This window comes from Bradyrhizobium sp. i1.15.2, assembly GCF_040548425.1.
Taxonomy (GTDB): domain Bacteria; phylum Pseudomonadota; class Alphaproteobacteria; order Rhizobiales; family Xanthobacteraceae; genus Bradyrhizobium; species Bradyrhizobium canariense.
Genome location: NZ_JBEPRQ010000017.1, coordinates 53645 through 69038, shown reverse-complemented (window position 1 = coordinate 69038; position 15394 = coordinate 53645). Strand labels below are relative to the sequence as shown.

At 65.9% G+C, this 15394-nt stretch carries 11 protein-coding genes; all 11 read left to right on the top strand.

The window, feature by feature from the left end; genetic code table 11:
- Positions 1 to 357 precede the first annotated feature (357 nt).
- The 11 genes from dnaE to rseP all read left to right on the top strand — a co-directional run bounded on the left by dnaE (position 358) and on the right by rseP (position 15240).
- Positions 358 to 3861 carry a DNA polymerase III subunit alpha gene (dnaE, locus tag ABIB80_RS26080; RefSeq protein ID WP_354128696.1) on the top strand — a complete coding sequence of 1168 codons (3504 nt, stop codon included), beginning with the start codon at positions 358 to 360 and terminating at the stop codon, positions 3859 to 3861.
- Between the two features lie 117 nt (positions 3862 to 3978).
- Positions 3979 to 4719 carry a carbonic anhydrase gene (locus ABIB80_RS26075; protein WP_219682199.1) on the top strand — a complete coding sequence of 247 codons (741 nt, stop codon included), beginning with the start codon at positions 3979 to 3981 and terminating at the stop codon, positions 4717 to 4719.
- A 189-nt stretch (positions 4720 to 4908) separates the two neighbouring features.
- Entirely contained in the window at positions 4909 to 7452 is a 2544-nt protein-coding gene (locus ABIB80_RS26070; protein WP_354128695.1) for a caspase family protein, read from the top strand.
- A 221-nt stretch (positions 7453 to 7673) separates the two neighbouring features.
- Entirely contained in the window at positions 7674 to 8663 is a 990-nt protein-coding gene (locus ABIB80_RS26065) for a 30S ribosomal protein S2 (RefSeq protein WP_007603625.1), read from the top strand.
- A 131-nt stretch (positions 8664 to 8794) separates the two neighbouring features.
- The gene (tsf, locus tag ABIB80_RS26060) at positions 8795 to 9718 is read left to right on the top strand and encodes a translation elongation factor Ts (RefSeq protein WP_007603626.1); all 924 of its coding nucleotides are present in this window, start codon (positions 8795 to 8797) and stop codon (positions 9716 to 9718) included.
- 60 nt (positions 9719 to 9778) lie between these two features.
- Positions 9779 to 10495, top strand: a complete 717-nt coding sequence (gene pyrH / locus ABIB80_RS26055; RefSeq protein WP_007603627.1) for a UMP kinase — start codon at positions 9779 to 9781, stop codon at positions 10493 to 10495.
- A 67-nt stretch (positions 10496 to 10562) separates the two neighbouring features.
- Positions 10563 to 11126 (top strand): ribosome recycling factor, encoded by a 564-nt coding sequence (frr, locus tag ABIB80_RS26050; RefSeq protein WP_007603628.1) that lies wholly within the window; start codon positions 10563 to 10565, stop codon positions 11124 to 11126.
- Positions 11127 to 11218: 92 nt separating this feature from the next.
- Positions 11219 to 11977, top strand: a complete 759-nt coding sequence (locus tag ABIB80_RS26045) for an isoprenyl transferase (protein ID WP_219682197.1) — start codon at positions 11219 to 11221, stop codon at positions 11975 to 11977.
- Entirely contained in the window at positions 11974 to 12816 is an 843-nt protein-coding gene (locus ABIB80_RS26040) for a phosphatidate cytidylyltransferase (RefSeq protein ID WP_219682196.1), read from the top strand. Before ABIB80_RS26045 ends, ABIB80_RS26040 begins: the two co-directional genes overlap by 4 nt.
- A 4-nt stretch (positions 12817 to 12820) precedes the next feature.
- Positions 12821 to 14044 carry a 1-deoxy-D-xylulose-5-phosphate reductoisomerase gene (gene dxr / locus ABIB80_RS26035; protein ID WP_219682195.1) on the top strand — a complete coding sequence of 408 codons (1224 nt, stop codon included), beginning with the start codon at positions 12821 to 12823 and terminating at the stop codon, positions 14042 to 14044.
- A gap of 44 nt (positions 14045 to 14088) precedes the next feature.
- Positions 14089 to 15240 carry an RIP metalloprotease RseP gene (rseP, locus tag ABIB80_RS26030; protein ID WP_106945001.1) on the top strand — a complete coding sequence of 384 codons (1152 nt, stop codon included), beginning with the start codon at positions 14089 to 14091 and terminating at the stop codon, positions 15238 to 15240.
- Positions 15241 to 15394: the final 154 nt, after the last annotated feature.

Here is a 15394-nt window from a genome sequence, read left to right as displayed (position 1 = left end):
ATTCCGTTTCGAGACGGTCGAGATGGCTTGACTCCTGAGAACGAAATGAGAACAATGTTCTTCATACGTTCTCACCATGGAGTAAGCCATGTTCAGGATTTTCGTCGAAGAAGCCGCCGCGCTAGCCTCGATCGCGCTGTTTGTCGGGATGATCGCGATCTGGGCCCAGGTGCTCCCGCAGCTCTAGGCGCTGGCCAGGTTGGGGAAAAGCAGGACGACGCGGCCGATTGGCCGCTCTGGCGTGGACTCTGGCAGCGTGACGCCCCACCATTATGAGGCGAGTCGGCCGGGCGAGTGCAGGATGCCTCCCGTGCCGGTGACCGCTCCATCTCATCTGCAAGAGGCCGTCACGCGACCATGCCGAGCGCCGGATTTGTCCACCTTCACGTTCACTCGGCCTATTCGCTGCTCAAGGGCTCGATCAAGATCGCCAAGCTCGCGGAGCTTGCCAAGAAAGACCATCAGCCGGCGCTGGCGCTGACCGACACCGACAACATGTTCGGTGCGCTGGAGTTCTCCGACAAGATGGCGGGCTCTGGTATCCAGCCGATCGTGGGCTGCGAGATCGCGATCGAGTTCGGCGACCAGGATCCCACTGCGCGTAACGTGCTGCTGCCCTCGCGCGTGGTGCTGCTGGCCGCGCAGGAGCGCGGCTATCGCAGCCTGATGCGGCTGAACTCGCGCGCGTTCATGGAGACGCCCGACACTCATGCTCCCCACATCAAGTTCGACTGGCTCGAAGGCGAGACCGAAGGCCTGATCGCGCTGACGGGCGGTCCGGACGGGCCGATCTCGCTGGCGCTTGCCGGCGGTTATAGCGAGCTCGCGGCGGCGCGCTGCGAGCGTCTGGCCAGCCTGTTCGGGGACCGCCTCTACGTCGAATTGCAGCGCCACAACATCGAGAAGGAGCGGCGGGTCGAAAGCAGCCTGATCGACATCGCCTATACCAAGGGCCTGCCGCTGGTCGCGACCAACGAGCCGTATTTCGCCGCGACCGACGATTACGAAGCCCATGACGCGCTGCTCTGCATCGCCGGCGGCCGGCTGATCGCGGAGACTGAGCGCGAGCAGCTCACGCCCGATCACCGCTTCAAGACCCGCGCCGAGATGGCGGTGCTGTTCGCCGACATTCCGGAGGCGCTGGCCTCGACGGTCGAGATCGCCGAGCGCTGCTCGTTCCGGCCGATGACGCGCAAGCCGATCCTGCCGTTCTTCACGGTCGGCGCTGCCGCAAGCTCCGATGCCGCCTCCGTCGAGGCGGCCGAATTGAAGCGGCAGGCGGAGGAGGGGCTCGCCAACCGCCTGCGCGTGCACGGGCTGTCGCAGGGCACGACGGAAGAAGACTACAACGCGCGGCTTGCGTTCGAGCTCGACGTCATCATGCGCATGAAGTACGCGGGCTACTTCCTGATCGTCTCCGACTTCATCAAATGGGCAAAGGGCCAGGGCATTCCGGTCGGGCCAGGCCGTGGCTCCGGCGCGGGCTCGCTGGTTGCGTGGGCGCTGACCATCACCGACCTCGACCCGATCAAGTTCGGCCTGCTGTTCGAGCGCTTCCTCAATCCGGAACGCGTCTCGATGCCGGATTTCGACATCGACTTCTGCCAGGACCGCCGCGGCGAGGTGATCAGATACGTCCAGGAGCGCTACGGTCGCGACCAGGTCGCGCAGATCATCACCTTCGGTACGCTGCAGGCGCGCGGCGTGCTGCGCGACGTCGGCCGCGTGCTGCAGATGCCCTATGGCCAGGTCGACAAGCTCACCAAGCTCGTGCCGCAGAATCCGGCCGCGCCGGTGACGCTGGCCGCCGCGATCGAGAGCGAGCCGAAGCTCCAGGCGTTCCGCGACGAGGACCCGGTGGTGGCGCGCGCCTTCGACATCGCGCAGCGCCTCGAAGGCCTGACCCGTCACGCCTCGACGCATGCGGCCGGCATCGTGATCGGCGATCGGCCGCTGAGCGAACTCGTGCCGATGTATCGCGATCCCAAATCCGACATGCCGGTGACCCAGTTCAACATGAAATGGGTCGAGCCCGCGGGCCTCGTGAAGTTCGACTTTCTCGGTCTGAAGACGCTGACCGTGCTCGACGTGGCGTGCAAACTGCTCAAGCCGCGCGACATCCATGTCGATCTCGCGACGCTGCCGATCGACGATGCCGAAAGCTACCAGATGCTGGCGCGCGGCGAGGTGGTCGGCGTGTTCCAGGTTGAAAGCCAGGGCATGCGGCGCGCGCTGGTCGACATGCGCCCCGACCGTTTCGAGGACATCATCGCGCTGGTCGCGCTCTATCGACCGGGTCCGATGGCGAACATCCCGACCTATTGCGCGCGCAAGCACGGCGACGAGGAGCCGGAATATCTCCACCCCGTGCTGGAGCCGATTCTCAAGGAGACCTTCGGCGTCATCATCTACCAGGAACAGGTGATGCAGATCGCGCAGGTGATGTCGGGCTATTCGCTCGGCGACGCCGACCTGCTGCGCCGCGCCATGGGCAAGAAGATCCGCGCCGAGATGGAGAAGCAGCGCGAGATCTTCGTTGCAGGCGCAGTGAAGAACGGCGTGCCGAAGGGGCAGGCCGATACCATCTTCGAGCTGCTGGCGAAATTCGCCGACTACGGCTTCAACAAGAGCCACGCGGCGGCCTATGCGCTGGTGTCCTACCACACCGCCTACATGAAGGCGCATTACCCGGTGGAGTTCATCGCGGCGTCGATGACGCTCGATCTCAACAATACCGACAAGCTGTCCGAATTCCGCGCCGAGGCGCAGCGCCTCGGCATCAAGGTCGAGCCGCCCAACGTCAATCGCTCCGGCGCGACTTTCGAGGTCGGCGACAAGACCATCTACTACGCGCTCGCGGCGCTGAAGGGCGTCGGTATTGCGGCCGTCGAGCAGATCATCGCGGAGCGGACCAAAAACGGCTTGTTCACCTCGCTCGCCGACTTCGCCGCGCGAGTGTCGCCGCGCGCGATCAACAAGCGCATCATCGAAAGCCTCGCTGCTGCGGGCGCCTTCGACACCCTGGAGCCGAACCGGGCGCGGGTCTTCGCCGGCGCCGACTCGATTCTCGCCGCATGCCAGCGGGCGAACGAAGCTGCAACCATCGGCCAGAACGACATGTTCGGCAGCTCGGCCGACGCGCCGACCATCATGCTGCCGCAGATCGAGCCCTGGTTGCCGGCCGAGCGGCTGCGCCGCGAATATGATGCGATCGGCTTCTTCCTGTCGGGGCATCCGCTCGACGATTACGCCACCGTGCTGAAGCGGCTGCGTGTGCAGTCCTGGGCCGAGTTCTCCCGCGCGGTGAAGACCGGTGCCACCGCCGGCAAGGTCGCTGCCACCGTGGTGTCGCGCATGGAGCGGCGCACCAAGACCGGCAACAAGATGGGCATTATGGGGCTCTCTGATCCCACGGGTCACTTTGAGGCGGTGCTGTTCTCCGAAGGCCTTGCGCAATATCGCGACGTGCTGGAGCCGGGCGCCGCGGTGCTGCTCCAGCTCGGCGCCGAGCTTCAGGGCGAGGACGTCCGCGCGCGCGTGCTCCACGCCGAACCGCTGGACGAGGCGGCGGCCAAGACGCAGAAGGGCCTGCGCATCTTCGTGCGCGATACCAAGCCCCTGGAATCGATCGCCAAGCGTCTCGCCGGTCCCGACATGGCCGGTTCGAACGACGCCGCGCCGAAGGTCGGCAGTCCCGGCACAGCGCGCCGCTCCAACGGCGACGGCGAGGTCTCGCTGGTCATGATGCTCGACCTCGAGACCGAGGTCGAGATGAAGCTGCCCGGCCGCTTCAAGGTCTCGCCGCAGATCGCCGGCGCCATCAAGGCGGTCGCGGGCGTGGTGGACGTGCAGCAGCTCTGATCGAGTGGCCAGCGCTGAAGGTCGTGCGTGCTCCCTGCGGATGTTGTGGTTTCGTCACGTCATTGCGGCTATGATCGCGGCGATGCCATCGTCCACCTCGCCGGGAGGAAACGCGACATGTGCGACAAATGCTCTGAAGCTCTGCAGGGAAACGCTGGGCCGTCGCGGCGGTCCGCAATGCTGTTTGGCGCCGCCGCGTTCGGCCTTGCCCTCGCCGGCAATGCTTTCGCCAAGGAGACCAAGGCGCCGCCCAAGCCGCAGAACGTGCTGTCACCCGATGCGTCGTTGAAGCGCCTGACGGAAGGCAATGCGCGCTATGTCGACGGGGTGTCGCGGCGGCACGATTTCAAGCACGAGCGCGAGGCGTTGGTCGGCGGACAGAACCCGTTTGCCGCCGTGCTGAGCTGTGCCGATTCGCGCATCGCGCCGGAATATGCCTTCGACACCGGCCGTGGCGATCTGTTCGTTTGCCGCGTCGCCGGAAATTTTGCCGGCACCGAAACCATCGCCAGCATGGAATACGCGGTGGCCGTACTGAATACGCCGCTGATCCTCGTGCTCGGCCATGACGCTTGCGGCGCGATCGATGCGACGCTGAAGGCGATCAAGGACAACAAGCCGCCGCCGGGCCATATTCCCTCGCTGGTCGATGCGATCACGCCCGCCGCCAAGGCTGCGATGCAGCAGGGCGGGGACGTCCTCGACAAGGCGATCCGGCAGAACGTCATCGACAACATCGCGAAGCTGAAATCGGCAGCGCCGATCCTCAACGCGGCCGTGGAGCAGGGCAAGCTGAAGGTCGTCGGCGGCATCTATCGGCTCACGACGGGAACGGTCGACCTGATCGCGCAGGGCTGAACCGGCTGACTTCGCCTCGCGCCGGTGCGTCGCCGCGTCACTTACGCGGAGCTGACGCCGGCGCGGGTGGCCATCCCTCCGCCTCAATCCAAGTCTTCGCTATTTGGAAGCCTTTCGTTCAAGTGCCATTCAGCTGGCCACGCGTCTGATGCGGGGCGGCACCTCAACAACAAAACGGGCAAGCAAGCCATGCGTGGGACGCTCAGAGCCTTCATTTGCCTTCTCCTGCCGATCGCGGTCCTTGCCGCAGGCGCGCCGGAGCCGGCGCGTGCGCAGCAGCAGGAAAAGCGTATCGCGCTCGTGGTCGGCAACGGCGCTTATGCCAAGTCGCCGCTGGCGACGACGGCAAACGATGCCGGCCTGATCGCGCAGACGCTGCAGGCGGCGGGCTTCGACGTCGTCGGCGCCCGCGATCTCGACGGCGACACGCTGCGCAAGAGCTTTCGCGATTTCATCCAGAAGGCGCAGGCCTCCGGACCGGGCACCGTCGCGATGGTGTATCTCGCCGGCTATGGCGTGCAGCTTGCGGGTGAGAACTATTTCATCCCGGTCGACTCCAACATCACCCGCGACACCGACATTCCGACCGAAGGCTTGCGCATCGGCGACTATCTCCGCCAGCTCGCCTCCGTTCCGCTCAAGGCCAACATCATCGTGCTCGACGCCGCGCGGGCGCAGCCCTTCGTGGAGGGCGGCCAGCAGATCGCGAGCGGACTTGCGCTGGTCGAGCCCGACGCCAACATGCTGATCGCGTTCGACGCCGCGCCCGGCACGGTGGCGCCCGAGGAGCCCGGACCGTACGGCATCTATGCGCAGTCGCTGGCGGAGATGATCCGCACCGGCGGCCTGCCGCTGCCCGAAGTGTTCGACCGCGTTCGCCTGCGCGTCAACGAGGCCAGCAAGGGCGCGCAGGTGCCCTGGAACGAGCAGAAGATATCGGCGCAATTCTCGTTCTTCGAGCGCGGGCCCGACGCGCCGCCGCCGGAGGCCGCGCCCGACCAAGTCGCTGCGATCCGCAACAAGCCGATCCGCGATCTCGGCGTGCAGGATGCCTATGCCGCCGCGCTCACGCGCGACACGCTTCCAGCTTACGAAGAGTTTCTCTCCGCCTATCCCGGCGACCCGCTGTCGAAGCGCGTGTTGGTGATCGTCGCGGCGCGCCGCGAGGCCATCACCTGGCGGCGGACCTATCGTACCGACACGCCGGAAGCCTATTGGTCGTATCTGCGTCGCTATCCGCGCGGTCCGCATGCGGCGGATGCGCGCCGGCGCCTGGCGATTCTCACCGCGCCGCCCGAGCCGCCGCCGAGCTTCGCGATGATCGACTACGACGTGCCGCCACCGCCGCCGGAGGAGGTGGTCTATGTCGACCGTCCCGTACTGTATTTCAGCGATCCGGATTTTGGCTTCGCGCCGCCACCGCCGCCGCCGGTCTACTATCTGCCGCCGCCGCCGCCGGATTTCGTCGTGCTGTCGCCGCCGATGCCGGTGATCGGCCTGTTCGTGCTGCCGCAGCCGATGTTCGTGCCGATTCCCGTGTTCGTCAGGCCGCCGGTCTATGTCGCACCGCCGCCGAACAACATCATCTATCAGAACATCCATAATACGACGGTCATCAACACAGTGATCAACCAGCCGCCGGCACCGCCGGTGGGTGCGGGTGCGGGTGCGGGTACCGGAGCGGGACCGGGCAATCTCACACCGGCCATTGCCGGGCGCACCAATCCGGCTGGTCCAGCCATGCCGCAGGCGGTCCTGCAGCGTGCCGCCCTGATTCAGCAGGGCAAGGCGCCGATGCCGCCGAGCGCGACGATGCGGCCGACGGCGAGGCCAGGAACGCCTCCGGCGACGCCCGCCAATGCCGCGCCGACCGGTACGCCACCTGCCGCTCCGCCTGCCAGTCCATCTGCCACGCCACCGGCCAAGCTGCCCCAAGCCAACACGCTGCCGGTTCCCGGCACCCATGGCGGTCCACCTGTACCGTCAGCGGGAGCCGGGCCACTGCCGGGCGGCAGACCCGGGCAGTCGACGGCCACTGCTCCCGGCGCGCCGCTGCCGACCCATTCGGGAGTGCCTGCGGGAGTGCCTGCGGGAGCGCCTACGGGCGCGCCGACGGCTGCTGCTCCCGGCACCACGCCGCCAGCCCATCCCGGTGCACCGACCGGCGCGCCGGCGACTGCGCCCACGGCGACAAGCCCGGCCGCTGTGCCCGGCCAACTGCCGAAGCCGCCGGTTGCCCAGGCCCCGCCCGGGACCGGGCCTGGGGACCATGGCAAGTCCGCGACCCGGGAGCCGGCTGGCTCGCCGCCGGCTGCCCGCACGCCTCCGCCTCCTGGCCCAGTTGGACGACCGGTCACGCCGCCGCCCTCGGCGGTGCGGGAGCCGATCCGGCCGCAGCATCAGCCGACCGCTGCTCCCGCCCAGGCTGCCCGGCCGCCGGCACCACCACCACCGCGGCCTCAGGCCGTGGCGCGCCCGACGCCTCCGCCTCCACCGCGTATTGCACCGCCGCCACCGCCACGGGTGGCTCCGCCCGCCGCGGTCGCTCGGCCGGCGCCGCCGCCAATGGCGCGTCCCGCGCCGCCGCCGCCGGTCGCCCGGCCGGCGCCACCTCCGCCGCCTCGGATGGCCGTCGCGCCACCGCCGCCGCCGCGCCCAGCAGCGCCCCCACCGCGTCCTCCGGCTCCGCCGCCGGCGGCAAAGAAGTGCCCGCCGAACCAGCCCAAATGCTAGTGGGGTCCGCGGGCGCAGCGTGATCTTTACGGAAGAGGGCCTTTCGCGGGCGAAAGCCGCCCCGAAAGGCCCTTATTTCCTTGCTTCTGGTCGAAATCGCGCTATACACCGCGCCATCTCACACGGAAGCATGGCTCACAAGGCCGTCCGGTGGCAGCCGGGGCGACAACGCTCCGTTCTGCTCACACGCTTCCGGAGGAACCAACCGGAGAATTAGAACGATGGCACTACCCGATTTCACTATGCGTCAGCTCCTCGAAGCCGGCGTGCACTTTGGTCACCAGTCTCACCGCTGGAATCCGAAAATGGCGCCGTTCATTTTCGGCGCTCGCAACAACATCCACATCGTCGACCTCGCGCAGACCGTGCCGTTGCTGCATAACGCCTTGCAGGCGGTCAGCGACACCGTCGCCAAGGGCGGCCGCATTCTGTTCGTCGGCACCAAGCGCCAGGCGCAGGACGGCGTTGCCGACGCGGCCAAGCGCTGCGCTCAGTATTTCGTCAATTCGCGCTGGCTCGGCGGCACGCTGACCAACTGGAAGACGATCTCGGGCTCGATCAAGCGCCTGCGTCATCTCGACGACGTCCTCGCCGGCGGCGATGCCTCCTCCTACACCAAGAAGGAGCGCCTGACGCTTCAGCGCGAGCGCGACAAGCTCGATCGCTCGCTCGGCGGCATCAAGGACATGGGCGGTCTGCCCGACCTGATCTTCGTGATCGACACCAACAAGGAAGACATCGCGATCCAGGAAGCCCAGCGGCTCAACATCCCGGTCGCGGCGATCGTCGACACCAATTCGGATCCGAAGGGCATCACCTATGTGGTGCCGGGAAATGACGACGCCGGCCGCGCGATCGCGCTCTATTGCGATCTGATCGCACGCGCTGCGATTGACGGTATTTCGCGCGCCCAGGGCGATTCCGGCATCGACGTCGGTGCTTCGGTTCGGCCGGTCGCAGAAGAGCTGCCCGCCACGAGCGGCTTCCAGGGCCTCGCCGGCCCGCGTGGCACCTCCGACGATCTCAAGAAGCTCCCGGGCGTGTCGGGCGCGATCGAGAAGAAGTTCAACGACCTCGGCATCTTCCACTTCTGGCAGCTGGCCGAGCTCGATCACGACACCGCGCACAAGATCGGCGAAGAAGTCGGCTTGCCGAGCCGCGCGGACGCCTGGGTGGCCAAGGCCAAGGCCCTGACCGCGGAAGCGGAATAGTCAAAAAGAGCGATGGGTTGGCCGGACAAGTTCCGGCCACTATTTCAGTTGACGCGAATTCCTGAGATGGACCGCGGCGAGGCGATCTGGCCGCGCCGCGGCAAACCGGCAGGCAAAAAGGATTTTGAACGATGGCAACGATCACAGCTGCGATGGTCAAGGACCTGCGCGAGTCGACCGGCGCAGGCATGATGGACTGCAAGGCCGCGCTGACCGAAAACGACGGCAACATGGAAGCGGCGCAGGATTGGCTGCGCAAGAAAGGCCTGTCGAAGGCCGCCAAGAAGTCGGGCCGCGTCGCCGCCGAGGGTCTGATCGGCGCGCTCACCAAGGGCAACAAGGGCGTCGTGGTCGAGGTCAATTCCGAGACCGATTTCGTCGCGCGCAACGGCCAGTTTCAGGGCCTCGTCAAGATGATCGCCCAGGTCGCGTTCAACGTCGGCGCCGATGTCGACAAGATCAAGGCCGCCAAGGTCGGCGACGTCACGATCGAAACCGCGATCAATGACGCGATCGCCACCATCGGCGAGAACATGACGCTGCGGCGCGCCGCTTCGCTCGAAGTCAGCCAGGGCGTGGTGTCGAGCTACGTCCACGGCGCGGTCGTCGAGGGCGCCGGCAAGATGGGCGTGATCGTGGCGCTGGAATCGCCGGGCAAGGCCGACGAGCTCGCAACGCTTGGCCGCCAGATCGCGATGCATGTCGCGGCCGCCAACCCGCTGGCGCTCGATCCGTCCGGTCTCGATCCGGCGGTCGTCAAGCGCGAGAAGGACGTGCTCGCCGACAAATATCGCCAGCAGGGCAAGCCCGAGAACGTGATCGAGAAGATCGTCGAGTCCGGCCTGAAGACCTACTACAAGGAAGTCTGCCTGCTCGAGCAGGCCTTCATCCACGACACCGGCAAGTCGGTGGCGCAGGCGGTGAAGGAAGCCGAAGGCAAGGTCGGCGGCGCGGTGAAGATCGCGGGCTTTGTGCGCTATGCTCTCGGTGAGGGAATCGAGAAGCAGGAAAGCGACTTCGCGGCCGAGGTCGCGGCGGCCAGCGGCAAGAAGTAAGCGCCGGAACGTTCCTCCCGGCGTGCCGCCGGAAGCGGCGGCCGGACAAGGAAAGTGCTCATGACTGATCCGGTCTATCGTCGCGTCGTGATCAAGCTGTCCGGCGAATATCTCGCCGGATCGCAGGGTTTTGGCATCGATCAGCCGACCATTGACCGGGTCGCCGACGATCTGATCGCAGCCCGCCATCTCGGTACCGAAGTCGCCGTCGTGATCGGCGGCGGCAATCTCTTTCGCGGCGTCGAGGTCTCCTCGCGCGGCGTGTCGCGCCCGACCGGCGACACCATGGGCATGCTCGCGACGATGATGAACTGCCTCGCGCTGGAGGCCACGATCGAGCGCAAGGGCACGCCTGCGCGCACGCTGTCGGCCTTTGTCATGCCCGAGATTTCCGAACTGTTCACCCGCACCGCGGCACACAAATACCTCGCCGAGGGCCGGATCGTGTTGCTGGGTGGCGGAACCGGTAATCCGTTCTTCACCACCGACACGACCGCGGTGCTGCGTGCGGCCGAGATCGGCGCCCAGGCGGTGCTGAAGGCGACCAATGTCGACGGCGTCTACTCGGCCGACCCGAAGAAGGACCCGACGGCGACGCGATTCGACCGTCTGACGCATTCGCAGGCGATCGAGGGTGGCTACAAGGTGATGGATGCGACCGCCTTCGCACTTGCCCGCGAGACGTCGCTGCCTATCATCGTGTTCTCGATTGCGGAGCCGGGTTCGATCGGCGCTGTACTGCGTGGCGGCGGCCACGGAACCATTGTCGCCGGCTGACGGCTTGTCGTTGCACCCTAAGAGAAGGGGTGCGGAGAGGTCGCCGGGATTTTGAAGGAGAAACGTGATGGCCACGGATAATTTCGATCTCAACGAAGTGAAGCGCCGCATGCAGGGGGCGATCCAGTCGCTCAAGCACGAACTTGGCGGCCTGCGCACCGGTCGCGCCTCCGCCTCGATGCTCGATCCGGTGCAGGTCGACGCCTATGGCAGCCACATGCCGCTGAACCAGCTCGCCACCGTCAGCGTGCCGGAGCCGCGCCTGATCTCGGTGCAGGTCTGGGACAAGTCGATGGTCAAGGCGGTGGAAAAGGCGATCGTCGATTCCAATCTCGGCCTGTCGCCGGCGACCGAAGGCCAGGTGCTGCGCCTGCGCATCCCCGAGCTCAACGAGGAGCGTCGCAAGGAGCTCGTCAAGGTCGCGCACAAATATGCGGAAGCCGCCAAAGTCGCCGCGCGCCATGTCCGCCGCGACGGTCTCGACGTTCTCAAGAAGCTCGAGAAGAATCACGAGATGTCCGAGGACGATCAGAAGCGTCACGCCGACGAGGTGCAGAAGGCGACCGACGGCACGATCTCCGAGATCGACCAGTTGCTGGCCGCCAAGGAAAAAGAAATCCTCACCGTCTAAACGCGATGGATCGCGCTTTAGGTTATTGTTCGCGCATGATCTTTTCGGAAAACCGCGTCGCACTCTTCCGGATCATGCTTTAAGGCAGCCTCATGTCCAACGCCGCCGCGCCCGCAACGGAAGGACCCGATCGGTCCGATGCGCCTGCGCATGTCGCCATCATCATGGATGGCAACGGACGTTGGGCGGCCGCGCGCGGCTTGCCACGGGCGGAAGGCCATCGCCGCGGCGTGGAGGCCCTGCGCCGCGTGGTTCGCGCGTCGCATGAGCTTGGCATCCGCTATCTCACCATCTTCTCCTTCAGCTCGGAAAACTGGTCGCGCCCGGCGAGCGAGATCGGCGATCTGTTCGGCCTGTTGCGCCGCTTCATCCGCAATGATCTGGCGAGCCTGCATCGCGACGGCGTCAGGGTACGTATCATCGGCGAGCGGGAGGGGCTGGAGGGCGACATCTGCGCGCTTCTCAACGAGGCGGAGGAGCTGACGCGCGATAACACGCGCCTCACGCTCGTCGTCGCCTTCAATTACGGCTCGCGGCACGAGATCGCGAAGGCGGCGCAGAAGCTCGCGCGCGAAGTCGCCGAGGGCCGGCGCAATCCCGACACGATCGATGCCGAGACATTGGGGGCGCATCTCGACGCGCCCGACATTCCCGACCCCGATCTCATCATCCGCACCAGTGGCGAGCAGCGGCTGTCGAACTTCCTGATGTGGCAGGCCGCCTATAGCGAGCTCGTCTTCGTGCCGATTCACTGGCCCGATTTCGACAAGGCGGCGCTGGAAGGCGCAATCGCCGAATTCGCCAGGCGCGAGCGCCGTTTCGGCGGCCTGGTCGCGAAAACCGCCTCGTGAGCGAACCCGACTCCGCACCGGCCGGCTCTCAGCCTGCCCCGAGCAATCTCGTGATGCGAATCCTCGCAGCGCTGGTGCTGGCGCCGCTCGCCATTGCGCTCGCTTATGCCGGCGGCTGGCTGTGGGCGCTTCTCGTCACCCTGGTGTCGATCGGACTGTTCGCGGAATGGCTGATGGTGGTGGGCGCAGGCTCGACCGCGCTGACCGGGGCGGGAACGATCGTCATCGCCACGATGGGCTTGTGCGTTGCCTTCGGCGCGCTGAAGACCGCAATCATCACCGGCTTGATTGGCGGGGCGATCGTGACGGTGATCGCGCGGGGCAAGTTCGTCTGGGCGGCCTCCGGATTCGCCTATGCGTCGGCGGCGCTACTGGCCTCGATCCTGCTGCGGAAGGATCTCGTGAACGGCTTCGCCGCGCTGATGTTCGTGCTGCTCGTGGTGTGGGCGACCGATATCGGCGGCTATTTCGCCGGCCGCGGCATTGGCGGACCGAAGCTGTGGCCGCGCGTCAGCCCGAAGAAGACCTGGGCAGGGGCGCTCGGCGGCTTTGCCGCAAGCCTTTTGGTCGCGGCCGGCTTTGCCGCTTGCGGGCTTGGAAAGATAGTTCCATTGCTGCTCGTCGCCGCGGTGCTGTCGGTCGTGTCGGCCTGCGGCGATCTGTTCGAATCCGCGGTCAAGCGGCGCTTCGATGTCAAGGATTCCAGTCACTTAATTCCCGGCCACGGCGGCCTATTGGACCGTCTGGACGGTTTTGTCGCTGCCATCCTGGTGGCATGGATTATCGGCTTCCTTCGCCATGGTGTGCATAGCGCCGGAAGCGGTCTTATGGTTTGGTGAACATATGAGCGCGGTTCCATTGCGTAACAACAAGGCTGCGGCATCGACCGTCCGCAGCGTCACGGTTCTCGGCGCCACCGGCTCGATCGGCGACAGCACGATGGATCTGCTGCGCGCCTCTCCCGAGCGCTACCGTGTCGAGGCGCTGACGGCGAACAGCAATGTCGAAGCGCTGGCAAAGCTCGCCAAGGAGTTTTCGGCGCGCTTCGTCGCGATCGCCGACACCTCAAAATTTGCCGAGCTCAAGGCCGCGCTCGCGGGCACCGGCACCGAATGCGGCGCCGGTGAAAGCGCAGTGATCGAGGCCGGCGCGCGTCCGGCCGATTGGGTGATGGCCGCCGTGAGTGGCGCGGCCGGGCTGAAGCCGGCACTGGCGGCGGTCGACCGCGGCGCGCATGTCGCGCTTGCGAACAAGGAATGTCTCGTCTGCGCCGGCGATTTCTTTATGCAGCGCGCGGCGAAAGCGGGCGCCTGCATCCTGCCTGCGGATTCCGAGCACAATGCGCTGTTCCAGGCACTCGCCTCGGGCAATCGCGACGAGCTCGTCCGTGTCATCATCACGGCCTCCGGCGGCCCGTTCCGGACCTGGAAGCCTGCCGACATCGAGCAGGCGACACTCGAGCAAGCCCTGAAGCATCCGAACTGGAGCATGGGCCAGAAGATCACGATCGATTCCGCCTCGATGATGAACAAAGGGCTCGAGGTGATCGAGGCTTCCTATCTGTTCGCGCTCTCGCCCGACGAGATCGACGTCCTCGTTCATCCGCAGTCAATCATCCACGGCATGGTCGAGTTCTCCGATCGCTCGGTCGTGGCCCAGCTCGGCGCACCCGACATGCGCACGCCGATCGCGCATTGCCTCGGCTGGCCCGACCGCATCAAGGGTCCCGCCGCCAAGCTCGATCTGGCCAAGATCGGCCAATTGACCTTCGAGGCGCCGGATTTCGAGCGCTTCCCCGGCCTGCGCCTGGCCTTCGATTCGCTCCGGACCGGGAAGGGGGCGACCACCGTCTACAACGCCGCCAACGAGGTCGCGGTCGCGGCCTTCATCGCGGGCAAGATCCGGTTCGGCGCGATTGCCCGGCTGGTTGAGGCGACGCTGGACGACTGGGTTCGTGGCGGGAACCAGGCCCCGCTGACGTCAGCGGACGATGCAATCGCTGTTGACCATGTTGCGCGAAATAGGGCTGCCGCCCTATTGCCTCAAATTGCCTTAAAGGCATCCTAGATGGTTCGGGGCCAGGGCCTTGCGGCGCTGGATGAGGGAATTCGATGATTGACTTTTTCGTCCATAGTTTCAATACGTTGAGCCATGGGCTCCTCGGCTACGCGGTTCCCTTCCTGTTCGTCCTGACTATCGTCGTGTTCTTCCATGAGCTCGGCCATTTCCTGGTCGCGCGCTGGGCAGGCGTTCGCGTGTTAACTTTTTCGCTCGGTTTCGGACCTGAGCTGGTCGGCTTCAACGACCGTCATGGCACCCGGTGGAAGATCTCGGCGATCCCGCTCGGCGGCTACGTCAAGTTCTTCGGCGACGAGAGCGAGGCTTCGACGCCGTCGTCCGAGAAGCTTGCGGCCATGACGGCCGAGGAGCGCGCCGGCAGCTTCCATCATAAGAAGGTCGGCCCGCGCGCCGCCATCGTTGCCGCCGGACCGATCGCCAATTTCATCCTGGGCGCGCTGATCTTCGCCGGCATGGCGCTGTATTACGGCAAGCCGAGCACGATCGCGCGCGTCGACGGTGTCGTCGCCGACGGTGCTGCGGCGGCAGCCGGCTTCAAGATCGGCGACGTCGTCGTCCAGATCGATGGCAAGCCGATCGAAAGCTTTGCCGATATGCAGCGCATGGTTGCGATGAATGCCGGTTCGCCGCTTGCCTTCCAGGTCAAGAGGGACGGCACCATCGTGTCGCTGACCGCGACGCCGGCGCTGCTCGAGCGCAAGGATCCCTTCGGCAACAGCCACCGTCTCGGCGTGCTCGGCATCGAGCACAAGTCTCAGGCCGGAGAGGTCTCGACTTCGCCGGTCGGCGTCGGCGAAGCGCTCAAGATCGGGGTTGAACAGGTCTGGTTCATCATCACCAGCACCTTCAAGTTCCTGGGCTCGTTGTTCGTGGGGAACGGCAATCCGAACGAGGTCAGCGGCGTGCTCGGCATTGCCAAGATGTCGGGGCAGGCGGCCAGCGCCGGGTTCCAGTTCGTGATCAACCTCTGCGCGGTGCTGTCGGTGTCGATCGGTCTGTTGAATCTGTTCCCGATCCCGCTGCTCGATGGCGGTCACCTTATGTTCTATGCGGCGGAGGTCGCCCGTGGTCGGCCCCTGTCCGAGCGGACTCAGGAGATGGGGTTCCGAATCGGGCTCGGCTTGGTGCTGATGTTGATGGTGTTTGCGACCTATAACGACATCCTCCGGATGGCCTCATCCTGATAGGGGCTTTTTTGTGGCGTTGTCGGGCGTTGCTCTTGGGCAACGTCTTGGAATGAAAATGAAATTACGGCGCGCTCGACCGTTTGCGGCGTCGGTGAAATTGTCTACAAGCGGCTTGAACTTGGGGAATCTCCAGACCGGGGTTGGGTCTGGT